21 protein-coding genes and 1 pseudogene are annotated in these 22801 nt (G+C 65.9%); 16 read left to right on the top strand and 6 right to left on the bottom strand.

Annotated features, from left to right (window positions below; translation table 11 throughout):
• Positions 1-143: 143 nt before the first annotated feature.
• Complete coding sequence (locus tag ACQR10_RS07745) at positions 144-1067, bottom strand: LysR substrate-binding domain-containing protein (RefSeq protein WP_316179886.1); 924 nt, start codon at positions 1065-1067, stop codon at positions 144-146.
• Between the two features lie 221 nt (positions 1068-1288).
• Here ACQR10_RS07745 and ACQR10_RS07750 point away from each other — a divergent pair, with 221 nt between their 5' ends.
• From ACQR10_RS07750 to ACQR10_RS07810, 13 genes and pseudogenes are all read left to right on the top strand, one after another.
• Entirely contained in the window at positions 1289-2320 is a 1032-nt protein-coding gene (locus ACQR10_RS07750; protein ID WP_315803749.1) for an ABC transporter substrate-binding protein, read from the top strand.
• Positions 2321-2437: 117 nt separating this feature from the next.
• Positions 2438-3481, top strand: coding sequence for an ABC transporter ATP-binding protein (locus tag ACQR10_RS07755; protein ID WP_316217025.1), 1044 nt, complete (start codon positions 2438-2440; stop codon positions 3479-3481).
• Positions 3478-4359 carry an ABC transporter permease gene (locus tag ACQR10_RS07760; RefSeq protein ID WP_315803747.1) on the top strand — a complete coding sequence of 294 codons (882 nt, stop codon included), beginning with the start codon at positions 3478-3480 and terminating at the stop codon, positions 4357-4359. The genes ACQR10_RS07755 and ACQR10_RS07760 overlap by 4 nt, the downstream gene beginning before the upstream one ends.
• Positions 4356-5165, top strand: a complete 810-nt coding sequence (locus ACQR10_RS07765) for an ABC transporter permease (RefSeq protein ID WP_315803746.1) — start codon at positions 4356-4358, stop codon at positions 5163-5165. Before ACQR10_RS07760 ends, ACQR10_RS07765 begins: the two co-directional genes overlap by 4 nt.
• Before the next feature lie 8 nt (positions 5166-5173).
• On the top strand, positions 5174-6313 hold the full coding sequence (locus ACQR10_RS07770) for an NAD(P)/FAD-dependent oxidoreductase (RefSeq protein WP_316217024.1): 1140 nt from the start codon (positions 5174-5176) through the stop codon (positions 6311-6313).
• Positions 6314-6346: 33 nt separating this feature from the next.
• Positions 6347-6643 carry a (2Fe-2S)-binding protein gene (locus ACQR10_RS07775; RefSeq protein WP_315803744.1) on the top strand — a complete coding sequence of 99 codons (297 nt, stop codon included), beginning with the start codon at positions 6347-6349 and terminating at the stop codon, positions 6641-6643.
• Complete coding sequence (locus tag ACQR10_RS07780; protein ID WP_316217023.1) at positions 6640-8043, top strand: NAD(P)/FAD-dependent oxidoreductase; 1404 nt, start codon at positions 6640-6642, stop codon at positions 8041-8043. Before ACQR10_RS07775 ends, ACQR10_RS07780 begins: the two co-directional genes overlap by 4 nt.
• The gene (locus ACQR10_RS07785) at positions 8040-9173 is read left to right on the top strand and encodes an NAD(P)/FAD-dependent oxidoreductase (protein ID WP_316217022.1); all 1134 of its coding nucleotides are present in this window, start codon (positions 8040-8042) and stop codon (positions 9171-9173) included. Before ACQR10_RS07780 ends, ACQR10_RS07785 begins: the two co-directional genes overlap by 4 nt.
• A gap of 7 nt (positions 9174-9180) precedes the next feature.
• Positions 9181-9528 (top strand): RidA family protein, encoded by a 348-nt coding sequence (locus tag ACQR10_RS07790; RefSeq protein WP_316179892.1) that lies wholly within the window; start codon positions 9181-9183, stop codon positions 9526-9528.
• Positions 9529-9654: 126 nt separating this feature from the next.
• Positions 9655-11044: pseudogene (locus tag ACQR10_RS07795) on the top strand (M20/M25/M40 family metallo-hydrolase).
• Between the two features lie 343 nt (positions 11045-11387).
• Positions 11388-11570 (top strand): hypothetical protein, encoded by a 183-nt coding sequence (locus tag ACQR10_RS07800; RefSeq protein ID WP_316217021.1) that lies wholly within the window; start codon positions 11388-11390, stop codon positions 11568-11570.
• Between the two features lie 399 nt (positions 11571-11969).
• Complete coding sequence (locus tag ACQR10_RS07805) at positions 11970-12215, top strand: fumarylacetoacetate hydrolase family protein (protein ID WP_410051426.1); 246 nt, start codon at positions 11970-11972, stop codon at positions 12213-12215.
• Positions 12200-12976 carry a cyclase family protein gene (locus ACQR10_RS07810; RefSeq protein WP_316217020.1) on the top strand — a complete coding sequence of 259 codons (777 nt, stop codon included), beginning with the start codon at positions 12200-12202 and terminating at the stop codon, positions 12974-12976. Before ACQR10_RS07805 ends, ACQR10_RS07810 begins: the two co-directional genes overlap by 16 nt.
• 20 nt (positions 12977-12996) lie before the next feature.
• On the opposite strand, the gene ACQR10_RS07815 is transcribed toward ACQR10_RS07810, so the two are convergent.
• Positions 12997-13608, bottom strand: a complete 612-nt coding sequence (locus ACQR10_RS07815; protein WP_316217019.1) for an SOUL family heme-binding protein — start codon at positions 13606-13608, stop codon at positions 12997-12999.
• A gap of 950 nt (positions 13609-14558) precedes the next feature.
• Here ACQR10_RS07815 and ACQR10_RS07820 point away from each other — a divergent pair.
• A complete protein-coding gene (locus ACQR10_RS07820; protein WP_315803737.1) occupies positions 14559-15353 on the top strand; it encodes a fumarylacetoacetate hydrolase family protein in 795 nt (264 codons plus the stop codon).
• Between the two features lie 530 nt (positions 15354-15883).
• Positions 15884-17365, top strand: a complete 1482-nt coding sequence (gene ccoG, locus ACQR10_RS07825; RefSeq protein ID WP_316217018.1) for a cytochrome c oxidase accessory protein CcoG — start codon at positions 15884-15886, stop codon at positions 17363-17365.
• Positions 17366-17372: 7 nt separating this feature from the next.
• Here the strand turns inward: ccoG and ACQR10_RS07830 are convergent, their stop codons facing one another.
• Positions 17373-18311 carry an acetamidase/formamidase family protein gene (locus ACQR10_RS07830; protein ID WP_316217016.1) on the bottom strand — a complete coding sequence of 313 codons (939 nt, stop codon included), beginning with the start codon at positions 18309-18311 and terminating at the stop codon, positions 17373-17375.
• A gap of 307 nt (positions 18312-18618) precedes the next feature.
• Between ACQR10_RS07830 and ACQR10_RS07835 the strand changes: the two genes are divergently transcribed.
• Positions 18619-18993, top strand: coding sequence for a transposase (locus tag ACQR10_RS07835; protein WP_316179899.1), 375 nt, complete (start codon positions 18619-18621; stop codon positions 18991-18993).
• Between the two features lie 71 nt (positions 18994-19064).
• Here ACQR10_RS07835 and ACQR10_RS07840 read toward each other — a convergent pair whose 3' ends face one another.
• From ACQR10_RS07840 to gfa, 3 genes are all read right to left on the bottom strand, one after another.
• Positions 19065-21398, bottom strand: coding sequence for a xanthine dehydrogenase family protein molybdopterin-binding subunit (locus ACQR10_RS07840; protein WP_316179900.1), 2334 nt, complete (start codon positions 21396-21398; stop codon positions 19065-19067).
• A gap of 2 nt (positions 21399-21400) precedes the next feature.
• Positions 21401-21853, bottom strand: coding sequence for a (2Fe-2S)-binding protein (locus ACQR10_RS07845; protein ID WP_316217015.1), 453 nt, complete (start codon positions 21851-21853; stop codon positions 21401-21403).
• A 374-nt stretch (positions 21854-22227) separates the two neighbouring features.
• Positions 22228-22791, bottom strand: a complete 564-nt coding sequence (gene gfa / locus ACQR10_RS07850; RefSeq protein ID WP_315713222.1) for an S-(hydroxymethyl)glutathione synthase — start codon at positions 22789-22791, stop codon at positions 22228-22230.
• Positions 22792-22801 lie beyond the last annotated feature (10 nt).

Genomic DNA, 22801 nt, shown 5'->3' on the forward strand with positions numbered 1-22801 from the left:
CGAACTGCGTCGAACAACGTCAGGGCGTACAACTAGAAGCATCATGACAGAGCTGACGAAGATTCCGATGCAATCAAATCCTGCCGTCAAACCGGCAGAACTCTCGATCACAATCCGCGGGTCCTAGGTTCGCCCACCAGGCCTCACCCGGTTTCTCCAGGGATCGACGACCGGCCGAGCTCTTCCAGGGCCTGTCGCACCGACTGGACAAGGTCCAGCGCCACCGGCGAGGGGCTGCGCTGCGGCGGAAACACCGCGGCAAATTCGAAGTCGATGCGCGGCGCGAAGGGCCGCATCACCACGCCACGGCCGTCGAATTCGCGCGCGGTGAACGGATCGCAAATCGAGACGCCCAGTCCCGACGACACCATCCCGCACATGATTTCCGACAAGGTCGTCTCGACCCGCAGCACGCGCCTGACATCCTCGCGATGGAAGATCTGATCGATCAGATGCCGGCTGGTGGAGCCAGACGACAGCGAGATGAAGGTCTCCCCATCGAAGTCGCGCGGCACCAAGATCGTCTTCGCGCAAAGCCGGTGGCCTGCCGGGAGAACGGCGACGCGCGGCAGCGCCGGCAGCTTGATGCTCGGCAGCCCGGCATGGGCGATCGGCACCTCGGCAAAGCCGACGTCGCATTGCGCGTTCAGCACCCAGTCGATCACGATCGGCGAGATCACGCCGAAGAAGGCGAGGTTGAGGTTCGGGCGCTCCTGCAGGAAGTGGCCTGCGAGCCGCGGCAGATAGCCATTGGCAAGCGCGGGGAGCGCGGCAATGCGCAGCGTCCCGGTGCGCCGGCCACGGATCTCCTCAGCGGCCGCGGTGATGCGATCGAGCCCGACGAAGGAGCGCTCGACCTCCATGTAGAGCGCCGTCGCTGCCGCGGTCGGAACCAGGCCGGTGCCGCGCCGCTCGAACAGCTCCATCTTGAGCAGCGCCTGCAGGTCGCGCAGCAGCCGGCTGACCGCCGGCTGCGTCACCGCCATCAGCTTGGCTGCCTCGGTGACGCTGCCGCTCAGCATCATCGCCCGGAAGGCTTCGACCTGCCGCGAGTTGATCCGCGCCATACGTCCTTACATCCATAACATTTACGTATGAATAGGGTGCCATTATTCATTGGACGATCAAAGCCTCTGCTGCGATCTTTTTTGGCAGGGTGAGGGAAGGCTCGTTTTTTAGGCTCTTCAGCTCCGGGTTTCCTGGATCTGCGGATGCCATCGGGCAAGCCGGTCTCCCTGGGGCGGTTTTTTTATACCGTCTCGTATCCAAGATGATGGAGATCGGTCCAATGAAGCACCCTAAACTCCTGATGGCGGTCAGCGTCGCCGTCCTGGCCTCGGCCTCGCAGGTCTGGGCTCAGCAGAAGACGCTCTATGTCGCCGGTTATGGCGGCTCGTTCGAGAAGACGATCCGCGAGGAGGTGATCCCGCCGTTCGAGCAGGCCAACGGCGTCAAGGTCGAATACGTCGCCGGCAACTCCACCGACACCCTCGCCAAGCTGCAGGCGCAGAAGGGCAACCAGCAGATCGACGTCGCGATCGTCGATGACGGCCCGATGTACCAGGCGATCCAGCTCGGCTTCTGCGACAAGGTCACCGGACTGCCCGGCGATCTGCTGGAGGTCGCGCGCTTCAAGGATGACAAGGCGGTCGCCATCGGCCTCGTCGCCACCGGCCTGATGTACAACAAGAAGGTGTTTGCCGAGAAAGGCTGGGCCGCGCCGACCTCGTGGAACGATCTCAAGGATCCGAAATACAAGCAACTGCTCGTCATTCCGCCGATCAACAACACCTACGGCCTCAACGTGCTTCTGATGCTGGCGAAGATGAACGGCGGCAGCGAGAGCAATGTCGATGCCGGTTTCAAGATCTTCAAGAATGACATCAATCCCAACGTATTGGCCTACGAGCCGTCGCCCGGCAAGATGACCGAGCTGTTCCAATCGGGGCAGGCGGTCATCGCGGTGTGGGGCAGCGGTCGCGTGCAGAGCTTTGCCAACACCGGCTTCCCGGTCGATTTCGTCTATCCGAAGGAAGGCGCCGTGAGCCTGCTGACGACGGCGTGTCCGATCGCCAAGCCGTCGGTCTCGCCGCTGGCCTCGAGCTTCATCAAGCTGCTGCTCGATCCGAAGATCCAGCTCACGATGCTGAAGGAATATGGCTACGGCCCGGTCGTGAAATCCGTCGTGATCCCCGAGGGCGTGGGCGCGATGGCGCCGATCGGCGAACGCGCCGCCAAGGTCTATGCGCCCGATTGGAGCGTGGTCAACGAGAAGCGCGAGGAATGGACCAAGCGCTGGAATCGCGAGGTCGAGCGCTAACCGGTTGCTTGTTGCGAGCCTCTCTCGTTGACGGCGGTGTTCTCCCTTCCCCTAAAGGGGAAGGGAGGTGCACCGTGCGCGGAGCGCCAGTATTCCTCGCCCATCTGGATCCAAAGCATGTCCCTCCTCGAACTCGACCGCGTCGGCAAGTCCTTCGGCCCCAACACGGCCGTCGAAGAGTTCAGCCTCGGCGTCGCCAAGGGCGAGTTCATCTCGTTCCTCGGCCCCTCCGGCTGCGGCAAGACCACCACGTTGCAGATGATCGCGGGCTTCCTCGATCCGTCACATGGTGCGATCCGCCTCGAGGGCAGGGATCTCGTCGCGGTGCCACCGGCGAAGCGCGGCCTCGGCATCGTGTTCCAGAGCTACGCGCTGTTTCCTCACATGACCGCCGCCGAGAACGTCGCGTTCGGTCTGGAGATGCGCAAAGTCGCGCGCAAGGAACGCGAGGAGCGCGTACGATCGGCGCTCGCGCTGGTCGGCCTTGCCGGCTATGAGGACCGTCATCCTCGCCGCATGTCCGGCGGCCAGCAGCAGCGCGTGGCGCTCGCGCGCGCGCTGGTGATCCGGCCGAGCCTGCTGCTGCTCGATGAGCCCCTGTCCAATCTCGATGCGCGCCTGCGCGAGGACATGCAGATCGAGCTGCGCCAGATCCAGCGCGACCTCGGCACTACGACCATCCTCGTCACCCATGATCAGATCGAGGCGATGTCGCTGTCCGACCGCATCGTGGTGATGAGCAAGGGCAGGATCGAGCAGATCGGCACGCCGCAGCAGGTCTACGAGCAGCCCGCTTCGGCCTTCGTCGCGCAGTTTCTCGGCAAGACCAACGAGTTTGCCGCGACCGTGGATTGCGCCTCCGGGCAGGCCAGGCTGGTCGCGGGATCGTGGAGCGCGCCGGCGCCGGCCGGCGTGGCCGGCTCCGTCGCCGTCAGCGTCCGGCCCGAGCGTATCGGCTTCGGCGACGCCGGTCTTGCGGGGCGCATCACGAGCCGCATCTTCCAGGGCAATCACTGGCTGTTCCAATGCGACACCGAATGCGGGCCGGCGATCGTGATCCGGCAGAATGACGGCCAGCCGCAGCCGGAGCAGGGCGCCGCGGTGCACCTCGTCTGGCAGGTCTCGGACATGAGCCTGCGCGCCGCGAAGGCCGCAGCATGAGCGCGACCATCGCGTCCAACCCGTCGGAGACGCGGGCCGGGCTTTCCCTGGCGCTGCCGGCCTTGATGCTGTTCCTGGGCGTCGTCGTGATCCCGCTGGCGATGACCGTGATGCTGTCGTTCCACGATTGGGGCCAGTACAAGGGCATCGAGCCGGTGTTCATCCTGAAGAACTGGCGCGAGATCGTGGACGATCCCTACTACGCGGAGATGTTCTGGCGCACCTTCCGCGTCGCGGTGCTGGCGACCTCGATCACGGCGGTGTTCGGCGTGCCGGAGGCCTACATCCTCAACCGCATGCAGGGGCCGTGGAAGGGCCTCTTCCTGCTGGTGATCATCGGCCCGCTGCTGATCTCGGTCGTCGCGCGCACCCTCGGCTGGGCACTCCTGTTCGGCGGCAACAACGGGCTTGCCAACAAGCTGCTGATGGCGCTCGGCCTGATCGAGTCACCCATCAGGTTCATGTTCACCGAGACCGGCATGGTGATCGCGCTGGCGCATGCGATGATGCCGTTCATGGTGCTCGCGGTATGGACCGCGCTGCAGCGGCTCGATCCGCAGGTCGAGAACGCGGCGCTGTCGCTGGGTGCAAGCTCGTTGACGGTGGTCCGCCGCATCGTGCTGCCGCAGATCATGCCGGGCGTGCTGTCGGGCGCCATCATCGTATTCTCGCTGTCCGCCAGCGCGTTTGCGACGCCGGCGATCATCGGCGGCCGCAGGCTCAAGGTCGCGGCGACGCTCGCCTATGACGAGTTCCTCAATACGCTGAACTGGCCGCTCGGCGCCGCGGTTGCCGTGCTGCTGCTGATCGCGCTCGTCCTGATCGTCGTCGGCTCCAACGCGCTGATCGAGCGCCGCTACCAGGAGGTGTTCCGATGAGCAGGAACGGCCCACTGGCGCTGATCTTCCATGCCGTCTTCGTCGTCTTCATGGTGGCGCCGATCGTCGTCGTGTGCTGGGTCGCGTTCACACCGGAAGGTTTCCTGTCGATCCCGATCACCAGCTTCTCGCTGCGCTGGTTCAGGGCGCTCGCCGACTATCCGGAATTCGTCCACGCCTTCGGCGTGAGCCTGTGGCTCGGCGCGCTGTCGTCGTGCGTGGCGCTCTTGTTCGCGGTGCCGGCGGCGCTGGCGATCAGCCGCTATCGCTTCCGCGGCCGTGACGCGCTGTCGGCGCTGTTCCTGTCACCCTTGATGATCCCGCACGTCGTGCTCGGCATCGCCTTCCTGCGCTTCTTCACCTCCGTCGGCATCGGCGGCACGTTCGTGGCGCTGGTGATCGCCCATGTCGTCGTGGTGTTTCCGTTCGCGCTGCGGCTGACGCTTGCGGCCGCGACCGGCATGGACCGCTCGATCGAGATGGCCGCGATCTCGCTCGGTGCCGACGGCTGGACCATGTTTCGCCGCGTCACCTTGCCCGCGATCCTGCCCGGCATCGTGAGCGGCTGGATGCTCGCCTTCATCCAGTCGTTCGACGATCTGACCATGACCGTCTTCCTGGCGACGCCCGGCACAGAGACCTTACCGGTGCGCATGTTCCTCTACATCCAGGACAACATCGATCCGCTGGTGACGTCGGTGTCGGCAAGCGTCATCGCCGTCACCATGACCGTCCTGATCCTGCTCGATCGCTTCTACGGGCTCGACCGCGTGCTGACCGCCAAAGGCGGCGACGCCGGACGATAGGAGACCTTATGACGAAAGACTATGACGTCGCCGTCGTCGGCGGCGGCCTGCTCGGCTCTGCGATTGCCTGGGGATTGGGCCGGCTCGGCCAGCGCGTCGCGGTGCTCGACGAGGGCGATATCGCCAAGCGTGCCTCGCGCGCCAACTTCGCGCTGGTCTGGGTGCAGAGCAAGGGCCTGGGCATGCCGGCCTACACCGGCTGGACGGTGCGCGGCTCCAAGGCGTGGCCGAAGCTCGCCGAAGAGCTGAAGGCGCAGACCGGGCTCGACGTGGTGCTGCAGCAGAACGGCGGCTTTCATCTCACCCTCGGCGAGGCCGAGTACGAGCAGCGCACCCAGCTCGTCGGGCGCATGCACAACCAGGTCGGCGCCGCCGACTATCAGATGGAGATGCTGCCGGCGTCCGAGGTGAAGAAGATGCTGCCGCTGATCGGCCCGGAGGTCTCCGGCGGCAGCTTCTGTCCCTATGACGGTCATGTGAATTCGCTGCGCACCTTCCGCGCCCTGCACGCCGGCATGAGGCAGTTCGGCGTCGACTATCTGCCGGAGCGCGCGGTCGGTGCGATCGCGCGGGACGGCAATGAGTTCAGGCTGACGACGGCGCAAGGCGAGATCCGCGCGACCAAGGTCGTGCTCGCGGCAGGAAATGCCAACCAGACCCTGGCGCCGATGGTCGGGCTGTCCGCGCCGATGGGGCCGACGCGCGGCCAGATCGTCGTGACCGAACGCACGATGCCGTTCTTGCCGCATCCGCTGACCACGATCCGCCAGACAGACGAGGGCACGGTGATGATCGGCGACAGCAAGGAGGACGAGCTCGACGACCGCGTGCAGAACTTTTCCGTCAACGCGGTCATGGCCGATCGCGCCCAGCGCACCTTCCCGCATCTGGCGCGGCTCAACGTCGTCAGAAGCTGGACCGGCATCCGCGTGATGCCGAAGGACGGCTTTCCGATCTACGAGCAGTCGGAGACCCACCCGGGCGCCTTCGTCGCCTGCTGCCATTCCGGCGTGACGCTCGCGGCGAACCACGCCTTCGACATCGCGCGCATGGTCAAGGACGGCGCGCTGGAGCCGGAGCTGGTCGGCGCGTTCACAGCCCGCCGCTTCGACAGCGAAGCGGGAGCGGGCGGCAGTGGCTACTACTGAGAGATGACGGCGCAGGGCGCCATGGAGACGATGATGTTCAAACGAACTGAGGGTGATGCGAGGGGATCGGTGACGATCCACGTCGAGGGCCAGCCGATTGCCGCGCGCGAGGGCGACTCCGTGTCGGCGGCGCTGCTCGCCTCCGGCCTCGACGTCCGGCGCGCCACTGCGGTGAGCGGCGCAAGGCGGCTGCCTTATTGCATGATGGGCGTGTGTTTCGACTGCCTCGTCACCATCGATGGCGTCGGCAACCGGCAAGGCTGTCTCGTGCCGGTCGCCGAGGGCATGCAGATCGAGATCCAGAAGGGCAAGCGGGAGATCGGCAAATGAGCGCGGCGCCGAAGCATGATGAATATGACGTCGTGGTGATCGGCGCCGGTCCTGCCGGGCTGGCCGCGACGGCCGCGACCGCCGGCGCCGGCCTGTCGACCTTGCTGCTCGACGAGAATGCGGGCCCGGGCGGGCAGGTCTGGCGCGCGATCCATTCGACGCCGGTGAAGCGCGAGGCGCTGCTCGGCACCGACTATTGGTCGGGCGCCGAGATCGCGAAAGCCGCGGAGACCAGCGGCGCCGAGATCATCCCTCGCGCCACGGTGTGGAGCCTCGATCGCAATCTCGAACTCGGTGTTTCCATCGGCGGCGGTTCGGCCTTCATCAAGGCGAGGCGAGTCATCATCGCGACCGGGGCGCAGGAGCGGCCGTTCCCGATACAAGGCTGGACCCTGCCGGGCGTGATGACGGCGGGCGCAGCGCAGACGATGCTGAAATCGTCCGGGCTGGTGCCGGACGGTCCGACGGTGATCGCGGGACAGGGGCCGCTGCTGTGGCTGCTCGCCGCCCAGATCCTGCGGCTCGGAGGCCGCATCGACCGCGTGCTCGATACCACGCCGCGCGCCAACTACATGGCGGCGCTGCCGCATGCCTTCGCGTTCATGACCTCGCCCTATTTCTTGAAGGGTCTGGCGATGGTGCGGGAGGTCACGGCCAAGGTGCAGGTGATCAAGGGCGTCACTGAATTGTCCGCAAGCGGCGACGGCAAGCTCGCTTCCGTCACTTACGCCGCAGGTGGCCAGCGCGAGACGCTGCCGGCCGAGCTGCTGCTGCTGCATCAGGGCGTGGTGCCCAACGTCAACCTGGCGATGGCGGCCGGTGTCGAGCATCGCTGGAACGAGCTGCAGCTCTGCTGGACACCCGTGCTGGACGCTGACGGCAACAGCTCCATTCCAGGCATCGCGATTGCCGGGGATGGCGCCGGCATCGGCGGCGCGCAGGCGGCGCTGTGGCGGGGCCGTATCGCGGCAGCAAGCGCCATCAAGGCGCTGCGGCCCCAGGCACAGGTTCTGGACCATTCAGCGCAGTTGAAACGTGCCGAGCGCGGTCGCGCCTTCCTCGACGTTCTATTCCAGCCGGCAAAGCAGTTCCGTATTCCTCAAGGCGACACCATCGTGTGCCGCTGCGAGGAGATCACCGCCAGAGAGGTGCTCGACTCCGTCGCGATCGGCGCCACCGGACCGAACCAGCTCAAGGCCTATCGCCGCACCGGCATGGGGCCGTGCCAGGGCCGGCTGTGTGGCCTCACGGTCACCGAGCTGATGGCGCAGGCGCGCGGCAAGACCCCGCAGGAGATCGGCTACTACCGGCTGCGCGCGCCGGTGAAGCCGATCATGCTGTCCGAGCTGGCAGGCCTACCGAAGACCGAAGAGGCGACCAAGGCCGTGGTGCGCGGATGACCGTGAAGACGGATGCCATCATCGTGGGTGGCGGCATCCACGGCTGCTCCACCGCGCTGCATCTGTGTCTCGCCGGGCTGAAGCCGGTGCTGATCGAGAAGGATTATGCCGGCCGCCACGCCTCCGGTGTCAACGCCGGCGGCGTGCGGCAGCTCGCGCGCGACGTCGCGGAGATTCCGCTGTCGATCCGCTCGATGGGCATCTGGGAGACCATCAGCGACCTCGTCGACGATGATTGCGGTTTCGAGAGTTTTGGCCAGGTGCTGGTCGCCGAGAACGATTCGGAGCTCGACGCCTGCCGCGTCCGCGTCGCCGATCTCAACGCACGCGGCTTCAGCCATGAGGAGCTGATCGACGGCTCGGAATTGCGTCGCCTCGTGCCGGCCGTGGCGGAGAGCTGTCCGGGCGGCGTTGTATCTCGCCGGGACGGCGCGGCGCAGCCCGCGCGCACCACGACGGCGTTCCGCCGCAAGGCTGAGCAGCTCGGCGCGCTCATTCGCGAGGGCGTGGCTGCGACGAACATCCGCAAGGACGGCAAGCTCTGGCATGTCGACGTCGGCGCGGAGAGCTTCGCCGCCCCGGTGCTGGTCAACGCCGCCGGCGCCTGGGCGGGACAGATCGCCGCGCAATTCGGCGAGCCGGTCCCAGTCGAGACCATCGCGCCGATGCTGATGATCACCTCGCCGGTGGCGCACTTCATCGATCCCGTCGTCATCCTGCGCGGCCGCAAGCTGTCGTTCAAGCAGTTCCCCAACGGCACGGTGCTGATCGGCGGTGGACACCTCGCCATCCCCGATCAGGACCGCAACGAGACCGTGCTCGACTGGCGCAAGCTGTCGGAGAGCGCGCGCACCGTCGCGGAGCTGTTCGCTGTCATGCGCAGCGCGACCATCGTGCGCGCCTGGGCCGGCATCGAGGCACGCATGCGCGACGACATTCCGGTGTTCGGGCCGAGCGCCGTTCACGACGGGCTGTATCACCAGTTCGGCTTCTCCGCGCACGGCTTCCAGCTCGGCCCCGGCGCCGGCGCCGTGATGGCCGAGCTGATCGCCCACGGCGGCACGCAGACGCGCATCGGCGGTCTCAGCGTCGCGCGCTTTCAGACTTCCACTCTTTCATCAACGACATGAGGACATGATGACGATCACCCGCAAGATCCGCTCCGCCATTCATCACCGCATCGTCGAGGCCAACGGCTTCGTCTTCATTGGCGGCACCATCGCCGACGACACCTCGGTGTCGATGAGCGAGCAGACCCGCAACATCCTCGGCAAGATCGACGGTTTCCTGAAGGAGGCCGGCACCGACAAGACGCGCGTCGTCTCCGGCCAGATCTTCGTCACCGACCTGTCGAAGAAGAAGGAGATGGATGCGGCCTGGACCGCGTTCTTCGGCGACGACCTGCCGGTCCGCGCCACGGTCGGCGTCTCCGATCTCGGCGGCGGCGCGCTGATCGAGATCGTGGTCACGGCCGTCAAGGGTTGAGCATCGCGCCGCATCGAGCGGTCAATCGATCACGCGCGGGGCTCGCTCCGCGCGTGATTTGCTTTTCGGTCCAATTCGATCGAACATCAGCCTGTCCTTCCATTGCACGCGCCGAAAGCCGACATCATGAATGAAGAGCGTAGCCTGCCGCGTCCATCTGCTGGCCTGAAGGCGGTGTTCGCTCACATCGAGAATCAAAAGCAGGATTTCCTGGCTCGCGTGATGGACTATGTCCGGCATCCCTCGATCAGCGCTCACAATGTCGGCATCGCCGAGGTCGCCGCGCTGCTGGTGAGGATGCTGCGGGAGCTCGGGCTCGACGCCGAGACGGTGCCGACGGCAGGACATCCGATGGTGCTCGGACGCTGGCAGAAGAAGCCGGGCGCACCGACCGTGCTGCTCTACGGCCACTACGACGTGCAGCCGCCGGATCCGCTGGAGCTGTGGCTGAGCCCGCCGTTCGAGCCGACCATCCGCGACGGCCGCATCTATGCGCGCGGCATCGGCGACAACAAGGGCCAGCATTTCGCGCAGCTCATGGCGATCGAATCCCATCTCCGAGTGCATGGCGAGCTGCCCTGCAATGTGATCTTTCTGCTCGAAGGCGAGGAGGAGATCGGCAGCCCGCGCATCGCCGGTTTCGTTGCTGGGCATCGCGACGAACTGAAAGCCGATTTCGTCGTCACCGCGGACGGGCCGATGCACCCGTCGGGGCGGCCGACCATGACCTATGGCGTGCGCGGCATGTGCTCGTTCGAGCTGCGCGCCAGGCACGCCAGCCGCGACGTGCATTCCGGCAACCTCGGCGGCATCGTGCCGAATCCGATCTGGACGTTGGTCCACCTGCTCGGGACGATGAAGAATGCCGCAGGCGAGATCACCATCGACGGTCTGCATGATGCGATCGTGCCGCCGAGCGAGCTGGACATTGCAGCCGTGAAACGCCTGCCGCTGGATATCGATGCCGCCAAGGCGAGCCTCGGTCTCAGCCATCTCGATGCGCCGCCCGACCGCGGCTACTACGAACGCCTGATGTTCCATCCGACGCTGACCATCAACGGCTTCCACGGCGGCTATGGCGGGCCGGGCAGCAAGACCGTGCTGCCCTGCGAGGCCTTCGCCAAATGCGACATCCGCCTGGTCGAGGCGATGACGCCGGACGACGTGCTGGCGAAGGTGGAGGCGCATGTGAAGCGCCACGCGCCGGAGGTGGAGTTCATTCGGCGGGGCGGCATGCTGCCGTCGCGCGTGCCGCTCGACTCGCCCTTTGGCGCGATCGTGCGCGACGCCATCGCGCTCGCAGGGCGTCACACCGCTCGAATTTCCGTGCACCGGCGGCAGTCTGCCGGACTACGTCTTCACCAAGATCCTCGGCGTTCCCGCATTCGTCGTTCCCTATGCGAATGCCGACGAGGCCAATCACGCGCCGAACGAGAACATGACGATCGACTGCTTCTACAATGGCATCCGCACCGGTGCGGCACTGCTCGACCGCGTCGGCGCGCGCGAGCGCTGATGCCGGCGGAACGTCCATCACGATCCCGCGTGCAGTGCGGGAAGCGTCATCGCGCGGCCACGAACGGATGGCAAGCACACGCTGGTCGCGTTGCGGGCGAATCGGCCGCACGCGGCGAGATCGCGCATGGATTAACGCAGTTGATATCGCCTAGTCTCGGAAGGGATTAGTAAACGCCGCTTCAGGGCTCGGAGCTGCCACATGCACGACCCCGTTGACCAGCCGAGTGATTCGGCAAGTTCCGCTTCTCCTTGCGCGCGCGATCAGCTCAGCGCTCCGGAACACCCCGCCGCGGTTCCTGTGATCCAGCTCGACCACGCGCCCGCAATCGAACCTGAGCCCAATGTCGATCAGGCTGCACAAAGCCCTGGCGCTCTCGGTCGGAAACGGTCCGATGGCGCGCATCTTGTCACACCGACGATGTGGCGTTGAGAAGGTTCCGTTCTTGGCGGAGATCGAACTTGCGCCGTTCGGCGACGAGTTCCTGAAGAACACCTTCGCCCACCGACGCATTCGATCAGTTTGAGATCGCCCACTATTTGAGATCGCCACCTACAAGTCGCTGCTCGCGTTGCGCCGCGCCGACGATGTCGAGGAGGTCCGCGCGCCGCTCGAGCAGTCGCCGCAGTTGGAGCAACGGATGGCAGAGTGGGTCCACTCCAATGTCGGGGAAGGTCACGGAATTCGTGCGTGCGGGAGCGTCAGGCGGCGTAGTCTAACGGTATCTCGGTCGGGATATGGAACCCGGCAGCGCGATGACAACCTCCGGTATCATCCGGATACCCACGACTCTCCTGATCTAGTAAGTAAAACCTAGCCCTTCTTGGGGCGTTTCCTCCCTGGACTTGGGCCGCCTGCACTTCTTGTGTCGGCGGCCTCTTTCTTTCAGGGGCTGGTCGGGTGCTCTGGCCCCGCAATCGGCCCCATGGGTGTTCCGTCCAGATCGTCCCAGCCGTTCAACAGTTTGAGCTGGCTCCGCAACGGCTCACCGCGGCCGCGCTCGGCCGGCATGCTGTTTTCGTTCGAGGAGCTGATCGCCTATACCAGCAAGGACGAGACCCTGATGCCCGGCGAGTTCATCGGCTCGGGCACGGTCGGCAATGGCTGCGGTTGCCGACGACGACAACCAATAATGACAATCAGAGAGGACCGCCCATGGCCCGCAAGCTGATCGACATCTCCGTGCCCTTGCAGAACGATGTGCCCGCCGATCCGCCCGGCAATCATCCGACCATCACCTATATCGACCATCAGCAGGGGCTGCCCCGCATGCTGCAGTTCTTCGACGGGCTGAAGGCCGAGGACCTGCCGGATGGGCAGGGCTGGGCGGTGGAGCAGGTGAATCTTTCGACCCACAACGGCACGCATCTCGATGCGCCCTGGCATTTTCATCCGACGATGAATCGCGGCGAGCGCGCCTGGACCATCGACGAGGTGCCCCTGGAGTGGTGCCTGCAGCCGGGCGTGAAGCTCGACTTCCGTCATTTCCCCGACGGCTATGTGGTGACCGCGAGGGATGTCGAGGATGAGCTCAAGCGCATCGGCCACACGCTGTCGCCGCTGGAGATCATCGTCGTCAATACCTCGGCCGGCGCGCGCTTCGGACAGGCCAACTACGTCAATTCCGGTTGCGGCATGGGCTATGAGGCGACCATGTATCTGCTCGAGCGCGGCGTGCGCCTGACCGGCACCGACGGCTGGAGCTGGGACGCGCCGTTCGTGTTCACTGCCCAGAAATATGCCGAAACCCACGATGCCGCCTTGATCTGGGAAGGCCACAAGGCCGGTCGCCACATCGGCTATTGCCACCTGGAGAAGCTGCACAATCTGGAGCAGCTGCCGTCGACGGGGTTCACCGTGTCGTGCTTCCCGGTCAAGATCGAGCGCGCCTCGGCCGGATGGACGCGGGCGGTGGCGATCATCGAGGGGTGAGGAGAGGCGATCGGGAAGAGCTAACAAATACACGCCAGCATCACCTCGTTCCGCCGCAGCATGGGCAAGGTCCAAGGCGGATTGTAGAAGACGAGCAGCGGTGCGCCGGACACGGCCAGTCCCTTCCGTTGCGCGTAGTCGCGCAGCACGCGGGTTTTCTCGGCCAGGATGCCGTCGGAATAGGAGCCCGAGAAGGTCAACGCGACCATGCGCTGTGCCGGGACGGGCGTCAGCTTGATCCTGCGGTCGGCCGGCGGCGGCAGCGTTTCCAGCGACCAACTCGACGGCATCACGAAGCTGACGCTCCACCGGTCGCTGTTCCCGCCATCCGTCGGTGGTGTGCCGCTGGCCTGCTGCTGCACCGGCGCCGTCATCGCGATCTTCGCCTTCGCACGGTTGGCGCCGAAGATGTAGCCGGCGACGATGCGAAAGCCTTCCTCGATCGCCGGCCTGCGCGCGCCCTGCACCCCCGCCTGCGCGATGATCATCGGCGCATAGGCGCGGATCTCGAACTCGCCGTCGCGCTTCACCACGTCATACTTGGGATGTTCGACCCGGCTCATGATCGGCCCCGCGGCAATGGCGGCGCCGGCCAGGACGAGCACGAGGAGGCTGGTGAGCCCAATCAGCATGCGGCGCCTCCTTGGTGGTGTCGTTTCGGTCATGGCGGTTGCGCCGTCAGGTTTGAGTAACGAGGGAACGCGAGCAAAGGTTCGGCAGATCACGTGCCGGGTGCTTGCCTGCGGGCGATCCTTCGCGACCCCTGTCTGCGGATCCGGATCAGCGATATCTGGGATCACACGCGTTGTGGGGGAGCGCCCCGGGTGACGCTGCGCTCGTCCGTGCTGCGCCTGGGCTGCCGGCAATGCGTGCCCGTCGGGCGACTCGGACCCGGGCGCCGCCAAGAGCGCTGCCCGCAACGCCTCTCATGATCGAAGATCGCGTGTGCGCCCAAAACGAAAAATCGCCCGCGCGTTCAACACGATCACCTCTGTCCAGATCTCGGCGTAAAAATTTCCTTCTTTCGTTTTATCGGAATACATGCTCTCCTCCCTCTATCCCGTCCTCATGCTGAGGGGCGTACGCGTCGTCACGATACGTTGAGGCGGGGAGCGGTGGCCGCGAGCCTGTCAGGTGCTGTTGCGCTGGACGATTGGCAACTCGCGGACGTTCAAGCCGTGTGGTCCTGGCGCCCCGATGCTGGCGCCAAGCCTGATGCCGACCTGACGGGTTGCGCAGGTGACGGGGGCAAACAAGCCGGTCCCCGGGGAGAGCGCGGAGCAGACGTTCAACCCACCGCGCAGGGAAGGCCGGGTCTGTCCGGCTGAACCTGTGGTTCCTGCCGCCTGCATTTTTTTCGCAGGCGGGCCACGGGCCTCAGTCGAGGTCCGGCCTTCCCTGTGCCCTCGCGCTTCCGGCGAGGGTCTCGAGCATCGCTTCGGGCGCGTGTTGCGTCGCGAGAGCGACCGCGCGTGCGCGCATGGTGGCGCTGGCATACTGGATATGCTTATCAGTTGGGGCGCCGATAGCGCTCAAGAACAACAGGCCGCCAGTCGCGACGGCTGACCCCAGGAGGACCCCAATGGCAGACACCTCACGCCGCAATCTTCTCGTTGCCGGCAGCGCCGCTGCAGCGGCCGCGATCATGACGGATACTCATCCGGCTGCGGCTCAGGCCGGACCGAAGCCGATCTTCGCCGTGCCGGCGACCACGATTCCGATCGCCGGCGAGCAGGGCGTGTTTCCGGTCCGCCGCATCTATTGCATCGGCCGCAACTACGCAGCGCATGCGATCGAGCGCGGCTCCGATCCGAACCGCGAGCCGCCGTTCTTCTTCCAGAAACCGACCGACGCGATCCAGAACGTCGCGATCGGCGAGGTCGCCGATCATCCCTATCCGTCGCTGACCAAGAACTATCATCACGAGGTCGAGCTGGTGGCGGCGCTGAAATCCGGCGGCACCAACATTCCCGCCGAGTCCGCGCTCGATCATGTCTATGGCTACGCGCTCGGCCTCGACATGACTCGCCGTGACCTGCAGAACGGCATGGCCGCCGAGAAGAAGCCATGGGAGATCGGCAAGAGCTTTGATCATGCCGCCGTGCTCGGCCCGATCCATCCGGTCTCGAAGGTCGGCCACTTCACCAAGGGCGCGATCTCGCTTGCGGTCAACGGCACGGTCCGGCAGAACTCCGACCTGACCAAGATGATCTGGAACGTCGCCGAGCAGATCGCGAAACTGTCCGAGGCGTTCGAGCTGAAGGCCGGTGACATCATCTATTCCGGCACGCCGGAGAATGTCGGCCCGGTGGTGAAGGGCGACGTGCTCTTGTGCAAGCTCGAAGGCCTGCCGGACATGTCGATCAAGATCGTCTGAGGATCGTGGATCTTGTTTACGAAGACGAACTTCTCCGCAGTTCGCTTCCCGCCTGTGGCTCATGGTTCGAGACGCGCCGCGAGCGGCGCGCCTCACCATGAGGCGCAAGCGGCGGGGCGGCCGCTGCATACGGGACTATGAACACGCTGTTGGCGTGTTCATGGAGAGGATCACGACTGTGACATGAGGCTCAAGCCTTTGACCGAGCATTCCGCCCTCATCCTGAGGAGCGCGCCGAAGGCGCGCGTCTCGAAGGATGGGCCGAGCAAAGAATGCCGATGTGGCGGCAATACGCTGTCCTCCTGCAGACCGCCGCCCAAAGGGCGGCAGCCGCCATCATCCCTCCGGATGCTGCGCCTGTCGCCATGGCGCTCGCGGCGCTGCGCCTCCCATCACCTGCCGAACGGGAACTATCGTTGTTCCCGCGCAAACAGTCGCTGCCACCCGTTCGCAAGTTTGTGGCCCGACAAAGAGCGTCCCGGCCTCGCCGCCTATCGTCGCCTGCAACAGGCAAGCGAACGAGGGCAGCCGTGGCCATCACCATCGAGATCGATCACGCCAGGACGCGGCGCATGGCGGAGGGACGGGGACAAAGCCAGTCCCAGGCACCAGCGCGCAGCCCGGCACGATCGCCGCGCAAGGCGGGTGGTCCTGTGGTTCCGCAGGGCGTCAAGGGCCCGATCCGCCGGCTCAAATGGCTGATCCTGGTGTTCACCCTGTCGGTCTACTACGTCACGCCGTTCATCCGCTGGAACCGCGGGCCGAATGCGCCGGGCCAGGCCGTGCTGCTCGATTTCGCCCACGGAAAGCTCTATCTCGGCCCGGCCGAGATCTGGCCGCAGGACCTCTACCTCATCACCGCGGCGATGCTGCTGGCGACCTTGATCCTGGTTCTGGTCAATGCGCTGGCCGGCCGTCTCTGGTGCGGCTTCGCCTGTCCGCAGACGGTGTGGACCGACCTGTTCCTGCTGGTCGAGCGCCTGGTCGAGGGCGACCGGCGGCAGCGGCTGAAGAACATCGGCGCGCCGCTGACGGCGAAACGCATCGCGCAGATCGCGACCAAGCACGCACTTTGGATGGCGATCGCGCTCGGCACCAGCGGCACCCTGATCTTCTACTTCACCGACGCGCCGGAGCTGGTGCGCGATGTCATCCATGGCGAGATGTCGGCGACGGCGCTGACCTGGACGCTGGTGTTCGCGGGCACGACCTACGGCCTCGCCGGCTTCGCGCGCGAGCAGGTCTGCACCTTCATGTGCCCGTGGCCGCGGCTGCAGGGCGCGATCTGGGATCCCGAAGCCTTCACCGTCAACTACCGTGACTATCGCGGCGAGACCCGGATGTCCGCCAAGAAGGCCGCCGAGGCGAGGTCGCAGGGGCTGCCGGCCGGCGATTGCGTGGATTGCGGCGCCTGCGTCGCGGTCTGCCCGATCGGCATCGACATCCGGCAGGGTCCGAGCTTCGCCTGCATCAATTGCGGCCTCTGCGTCGACGCCTGCGACGGGGTGATGGCCAAGCTCGATCGTCCGCGCGGCCTCATCGACTACGAGAGCTGGCGCAACATCGAGCGCGGCCGCGTCGGCGAGCCGCGTGTGTCGCGGCTGGTGCGGCCGAAGACGATCGGACTCGCGCTGGCCTGCGTCGCGCTGGCCGGCGTCATCGCGGTGTCGTTCGTGACCAAGACCACGGCCGTGCTGTCGGTGCAGCACGATCGTGATCCCCTTGCCGTGCGGCTGTCGGATGGTTCGGTGCGCAACGCCTACACCGTCAAGCTGCTCAACAAGTCCTCGGCCGTGCAGAGCTTCAAGCTCGGGATCAGCGGCGTCGACGCGGCGCTCGCCATCGTCGGCCATGCGGCGGCGGATGCGATCGAGGTCGAGCCCGACGGCTCGGAAACGCTGCGGGTGACGCTGACCATGCCAGAGCCCGAGGATGCCGACGTCACCTTCGAGGCGGTCGATCCGAGCGGGCAGGTCGTGCTGACCGCGCACGACCGCTTCGTCAACCGGTAGAGGAGGCTCAGAGATACGCCTTCGGCAGCAGCATGTGGATGCCCTTGTTGCCGTCGACCAGCTGGGTGACGCGCAGATTGCCGGCCAGCGAGCACAGCATGTAGGCCTGGTTGTGCGACAAATTGGTGCGGGCGCAGACGTGCTTGACCATCTCGCGCACCGCCTGCTTGGCGGCGTCGTCGAGATCCTCGTCGAGGCCGATCGACATCAGGTGGGTGGCGTTCTCGGCGAGCGGCCAGGTGATGTCCATGTCCTTGCGCACGGTGAGGCGGAAGCTGCCGGTGACGCCGGTCTCGAGCGCGGTGATGCAGACCTCGCCGTCGCCCTGCACGCCATGGCCGTCGCCGGCAAAGAACAGCGCGCCCTCGTTGAAGACGGGCAGATACAGCGTGGTGCCGGGCCGCAGCTCCTTGTTGTCCATGTTGCCGCCAAAACTGCGCGGCACCGGCGAGCCGCACCGCCCCCATGCGGGCGGTGGCGCGGTGGCGATGATGCCGAAGAACGGATCGAGCGCGATCTCGGTGCCCCAGGGCATGATGCAGACCTGGCGGTCGTGGTCGACCTTGGGGTGGATGGTCTCGTAGTCCGTGAACTCGTCTGGCAGGGTGCCGAGCAGCGGCAGGATCGAGACGAAGCCCCAGTCCTGGCTGACCTTGACGTTGAGGATGTCGACCTGGAGCGTGTCGCCGGGCTGCGCGCCCTTCACATAGACCGGGCCGGTGATGAAATGCGGTCCGGGCCCCTGGATCATGGTGTCGAGCGCAGTGAGGTAGTTGGCGGGAACGATCCTACGGTCCTCGGGCAAGGTCTCCTTCCCGCCGGCCGGAAAGGAATGCAGCGTCACGGTGTCGCCGGAGGCGACCTCGAGCACCGGCGGCGTCGTGCTGTCGAGATAGCCCCAGACCATGCTCTCATGCGTCGCGGGAATCTCGTGGCGTTTGGACATGGCAGGGCTCCTCGGGTCTCGGTCTTTGCAGCTGATATCAAGGCAGGATGTCGCGGTCGGCAACGCCAAAAACTGTTCAGCCTTGCTCACACGACCGGCAGCGGGCGACGTGTCTGGCGACGCGCGTCAATTTTGCCAATTGGCGGCGAGGCGCCGGCGGCCCGCGATGAGCCCGCATCGCCGCGCTTGACCTCGATCGCGGTGCGCCCACGCGGAGCGCGGTTGCGAGACCCATGCGTTGCCGCACTACCAAGCTCATGGAATTCATGCGAGATTGACCGCGTTGGCCGCGTAGGGGTACCTGATCATGCGACGTTCCCTGCACACCGAGCACGAAATTCTGGTTCTGCTTGGCGAGGCGGAGTCGGGCGTTCCGATTGCCGAAATTTGCAGCACGGCCGGCGTGTCGCTGCGCACCTTCTATCGTTGGCGTCAGCGCTATGGCGGTCTCAGCAGTCCTGCTCTGCGTCATCTGAAAGAGCTGGAGATCGAGAATCAGCGGCTGCGCTCGCTGGTGACGAAGCTCGTCGAGGGGCAGCCGAATGCAAACACGGCCATCAAGGCTGCGCCGGTGCCGCAGCGCCAGGACTGCGGCAGCACGCCTCACGGCGTGGCGGGCGCGCCGGGGCAGGGACGTGGCGCCGTCATTGGCCGCTATGCCTCGGTGCGCTATGGGCGCTGACTGATCCTGCGTCTTCCGGTAGGATCATCGGCCGGATCGCTCCGGCCGATGATCTGCTGATTGCTGCAAGCTTACGTCGCGAGCTGATTGCCGATTGGCAGCGCGCGCAGGCGCTTGCCGGTGGCGGCGAAGATCGCATTGGCGAGCGCCGGCGCGAACGGCGGCACGCCCGGCTCGCCGACGCCGCTCGGCGGCGTGTCGGCATCGGCAGGGACGATGTGCACGTTCGTGATCAGCGGGGCCTCGTCGATCCGGACCACCGGATGGTCGTCGAAGTTGCGCTGCTGCACCCGGCCGTTCTTGAAGCTCACCTCGCCATATTTGGCGAGGCTCAGCCCCATGATCGCGGCACCTTCGAGCTGCGAGGCGATACGCTCGGGGTTGACGAAGGTGCCGCAGTCGATCGCGGTGTCGACCTGGTGCACCACAAGCTTGCCCTTGTCGTCGACCGACACCTCCACGATGGTAGCGATGTAGCTGACGAAGCTGCGATGCGCGGCGATGCCGAGACCGTGGCCCTTGGGCACCGACCGGCCCCAATTGCCCTTCTCGGCGACGAACTCGACGACGCGGCGCAGCCGCCCGGTGTCGATCGGGTAGCTCTCATAGGGCTCGCCGTAGTTCCAGAGGTCCTTCACCGAGGTGAGCTTGAGCACGCGCGGGCTGCCGATCAGATCGAGCAGCGTGTCCTTCTGGTCGCGGCCGGTGGCGTGCGCGATCTCGCCGACCATCGACTGCACGGCGAAGGCGCGCGGGATGTTCGAGACCGACCGGAACCAGCCGATGCGGGTCATCGCCTTGGCGGCCGGATTCTCGCATTGGATGTTGGCGATCTCGAACGGCATGTCGACGAGGCCCATGCCGAGCTCGAACGGCGCGGCATGGTCGGCGCCGGCGGCGAAGGTCGACAGGATGGTCGGCGCGACGCTGCGGTGACGCCACGCCACCACCTTGCCGCTCTTGTCGAGGCCGGCCTCGATGCGCTCCACCGACACCGTGTGCAGGAAATCGTGATGGATGTCGTCATCACGCGTCCACTGCACCTTGACCGGCGCGCCCACCGTCTTCGACAGCAGGGCGGCCTCGAGCGCGAAGTCGCATTTGGACTTCCGCCCGAACCCGCCGCCGAGCAGGGTGACGTTGACGGTCACGTTCTCCGGCGGAATCTGCAGCGTCTTGGCGACATCCTCGTGCGTGCCGCCGGGGCTCTGCACCGGCGCCCAGATCTCGGCCTTGTCGCCCTTGACGTCGGCGACCGCGACCGGCGGCTCCATGCTGGCATGAGCGACGTGCGGCAGGTAGTACTCACCGATGACGACCTTGTCGGCCGACTTCAGCGCGGCCTCGACGTCGCCTTCCTGTCGCACGACGAGGCCCGGCTGGCGCGCGGCGGCCTCGAGCTCGGTCCGATAGGCGACAGAGTCGTAGCTCGCATTGGCGCCGTCGTCCCACTCGACCTTGAGCACGTCGCGGCCCTTGATCGCGGCACCGGTGTTGCGTGCGATCACGGCGACGCCGCCGAGCGGCTGGAACTTCGACGGCCACGGCCAGCCCTTGACCTCGATCACCTGCTCGACGCCGGGCACCTTCAGTGCCTCGGCCGGATCGAACGACTTGACCTTGCCGCCGGTCACCGGCGGCCGGGCGATGACCGCGTATTTCATGCCGGGCAGGCGGACGTCGGCGCCGTAGCGCGCCTTGCCGACGGTGATGTCGTGCAGATCGACGATGCTGACCTGCCCCTTGCCGAGATAGCGGAAATCCCCAGGCGACTTCAGCTTGATGGTGTCGACCGCAGGCACCGGCAGACCGGCGGCATCGGCTGCGAGCTCGCCGAAACCGAGGCGGCGGCCGCTGGCGCTGTGCACGACCTCATGATTGACGGCTTTCACTTCGCTCGGCGGCACGCCGAGGCGCTTGGCCGCCGCGGCTTCGAGCATCGCCCGCGCCAGTGCGCCGATCTGGCGCATCGGCAGCAGATAGTGCCGCGTGCTGCGCGAGCCGTCGGTATCCTGGTTGCCGAACTTCACCTCGTCGCCGGGGGCCTGCACGACGCGCACGCGCGACCAGTCGGCTTCCATCTCCTCCGCGACGATCAGCGGCAGGCTGGTGCGGACGCCCGTGCCCATCTCGGAGCGATGTGCAACGATGGAGACGATGCCGTCGGGCGCGATCGAAACGAAGATCTTGGGATCGACCACGGTGCCGTGCGGCATCTTGCCGGCGCCGGTCTCATAGGCGGCAAACGCCGGGCGCGACAGCAAGGGAGCCGCGAGGACGAACCCGCCGGCAAGGCCCAGCGTCTGCAGGATGGCGCGGCGCGAGACGTTCTCGACCTTGAGATGCCGCTCGAAGCCGCGACGCGAGGAGGACTTCGCGATGTCGGGATTTGCGATGATGCTCATGATCACACCCCCGTCGAGGCCAGATGGACCGCATTCTCGATGCGCTGATAGCAACCGCAGCGGCAGATATTGCCGGACATGGCGTCCCGGATCTGGTCATGCGACGGCTTGGGATTCTGGTTGAGCAGCGCCGCCGCCTGCATGATCTGTCCGGCCTGGCAGAAGCCGCATTGCGGCACGTTGACCTGGCGCCAAGCCTTCTGCACCGGATGATCGCCGATCGGATGCAGGCCCTCGATGGTGGTGACCTCGCGGCCCGCGACATCCGAAATCGCCGTGATGCAGGAGCGCGCGGCCTCCTTGTCGACCATCACGGTGCAGGCGCCGCACAACGCCGCGCCGCAACCATATTTCGAGCCGGTCAGGCCCAGCTCATCGCGCAGGTACCACAGCAGCGGCAGGCTCGGATCGCCATCCCAGCTCTGCTCCTGTCCGTTGATTTTCACCTTGATCATGCTCGCCCTCGTTCTGTCGGACCAATGGTCGTTGGTTCTGATCGTTGGTGGACGCGCGCGGGACCACATGTCCTGAGTACACGCGCCGGATCAATTGGAAGTTGTCGGAAAACGATTCACGATAGCAGACCGGGACAGGCATCGGTCTACACAGGCGCGTGTGTTGGCAGAGCAGGTGCACGCCGTGCGCGGCCCGCTGCAATGCAAACGCGGAACAAGGACGATGCGCCGGCGACAATGGCGGCCGCCAGATCAAAACGACGGGAAAAAAAGAAACGACGGCAAAAAAGAATGCCTCGCCAGCGTGGGGCAGGCGAGGCACCAAGTCTTCAGGAAGGAACGCTTCAGTTGTACGCTTGGTTACGTTGCGGCCGTCAGGCCGCCTTTGCTTTCGCCACGTGGGTGGCAATCGCATCCATCAGGGCTGGCGACAGGCAGTCATAGGGCTCGAGCCCCAGCTCCTTTAATCGCGCCCGAATCTCGCCCATCTGTTCCGGCTTCACGCCCGACTCGATCACCGAGGAGACGAAGGCCGCAAAGCCCGGCGCGGCCGAACCCTGCTCTTGGAACAGCTCGGGGTGAATGAAGTCGAGGCCGTAGAACGGGTGACCCGTGTTCTCGATGCGGCCATACATGTGCGTGCCGCAGCCGGTGCAGGCGTAGCGCTGGATGACGGCGGAGGGATCGACGATCTTGAGCTTGTCGCCGTTCTCCAGCACCGTGACGTTCTGCCGCGGCACCACTGCAACGACCGAGAAGGTCGCGCCGGAGGGCTTCCAGCATTTGGTGCAGCCGCACGCGTGGTTATGCGCGACATCGCCCTTGATGCCGACCTTGACCGGCCGGTCGTGGCATTTGCAGACCAGCGTGCCGCCGGCGAAATGGCCGCTTCCCTGTTTGACGCCGTTATCGACGGACGGATGGATGTGGACAGTCATGGCGCAATCC

The organism is Bradyrhizobium sp. HKCCYLRH2060 (assembly GCF_051168135.1).
GTDB lineage: Bacteria > Pseudomonadota > Alphaproteobacteria > Rhizobiales > Xanthobacteraceae > Bradyrhizobium.

Coding starts and splice junctions, on each gene's coding strand:
- ACQR10_RS07745 (WP_316179886.1), bottom strand. CDS start 1,067: ATGGCGCGGATCAACTCGCGGCAGGTCGAAGCCTTCCGGGCGATGATG.
- ACQR10_RS07750 (WP_315803749.1), top strand. CDS start 1,289: ATGAAGCACCCTAAACTCCTGATGGCGGTCAGCGTCGCCGTCCTGGCC.
- ACQR10_RS07755 (WP_316217025.1), top strand. CDS start 2,438: ATGTCCCTCCTCGAACTCGACCGCGTCGGCAAGTCCTTCGGCCCCAAC.
- ACQR10_RS07760 (WP_315803747.1), top strand. CDS start 3,478: ATGAGCGCGACCATCGCGTCCAACCCGTCGGAGACGCGGGCCGGGCTT.
- ACQR10_RS07765 (WP_315803746.1), top strand. CDS start 4,356: ATGAGCAGGAACGGCCCACTGGCGCTGATCTTCCATGCCGTCTTCGTC.
- ACQR10_RS07770 (WP_316217024.1), top strand. CDS start 5,174: ATGACGAAAGACTATGACGTCGCCGTCGTCGGCGGCGGCCTGCTCGGC.
- ACQR10_RS07775 (WP_315803744.1), top strand. CDS start 6,347: ATGTTCAAACGAACTGAGGGTGATGCGAGGGGATCGGTGACGATCCAC.
- ACQR10_RS07780 (WP_316217023.1), top strand. CDS start 6,640: ATGAGCGCGGCGCCGAAGCATGATGAATATGACGTCGTGGTGATCGGC.
- ACQR10_RS07785 (WP_316217022.1), top strand. CDS start 8,040: ATGACCGTGAAGACGGATGCCATCATCGTGGGTGGCGGCATCCACGGC.
- ACQR10_RS07790 (WP_316179892.1), top strand. CDS start 9,181: ATGACGATCACCCGCAAGATCCGCTCCGCCATTCATCACCGCATCGTC.
- ACQR10_RS07800 (WP_316217021.1), top strand. CDS start 11,388: ATGTCGATCAGGCTGCACAAAGCCCTGGCGCTCTCGGTCGGAAACGGT.
- ACQR10_RS07805 (WP_410051426.1), top strand. CDS start 11,970: ATGGGTGTTCCGTCCAGATCGTCCCAGCCGTTCAACAGTTTGAGCTGG.
- ACQR10_RS07810 (WP_316217020.1), top strand. CDS start 12,200: ATGGCCCGCAAGCTGATCGACATCTCCGTGCCCTTGCAGAACGATGTG.
- ACQR10_RS07815 (WP_316217019.1), bottom strand. CDS start 13,608: ATGCTGATTGGGCTCACCAGCCTCCTCGTGCTCGTCCTGGCCGGCGCC.
- ACQR10_RS07820 (WP_315803737.1), top strand. CDS start 14,559: ATGGCAGACACCTCACGCCGCAATCTTCTCGTTGCCGGCAGCGCCGCT.
- ACQR10_RS07830 (WP_316217016.1), bottom strand. CDS start 18,311: ATGTCCAAACGCCACGAGATTCCCGCGACGCATGAGAGCATGGTCTGG.
- ACQR10_RS07835 (WP_316179899.1), top strand. CDS start 18,619: ATGCGACGTTCCCTGCACACCGAGCACGAAATTCTGGTTCTGCTTGGC.
- ACQR10_RS07840 (WP_316179900.1), bottom strand. CDS start 21,398: ATGAGCATCATCGCAAATCCCGACATCGCGAAGTCCTCCTCGCGTCGC.
- ACQR10_RS07845 (WP_316217015.1), bottom strand. CDS start 21,853: ATGATCAAGGTGAAAATCAACGGACAGGAGCAGAGCTGGGATGGCGAT.
- gfa (WP_315713222.1), bottom strand. CDS start 22,791: ATGACTGTCCACATCCATCCGTCCGTCGATAACGGCGTCAAACAGGGA.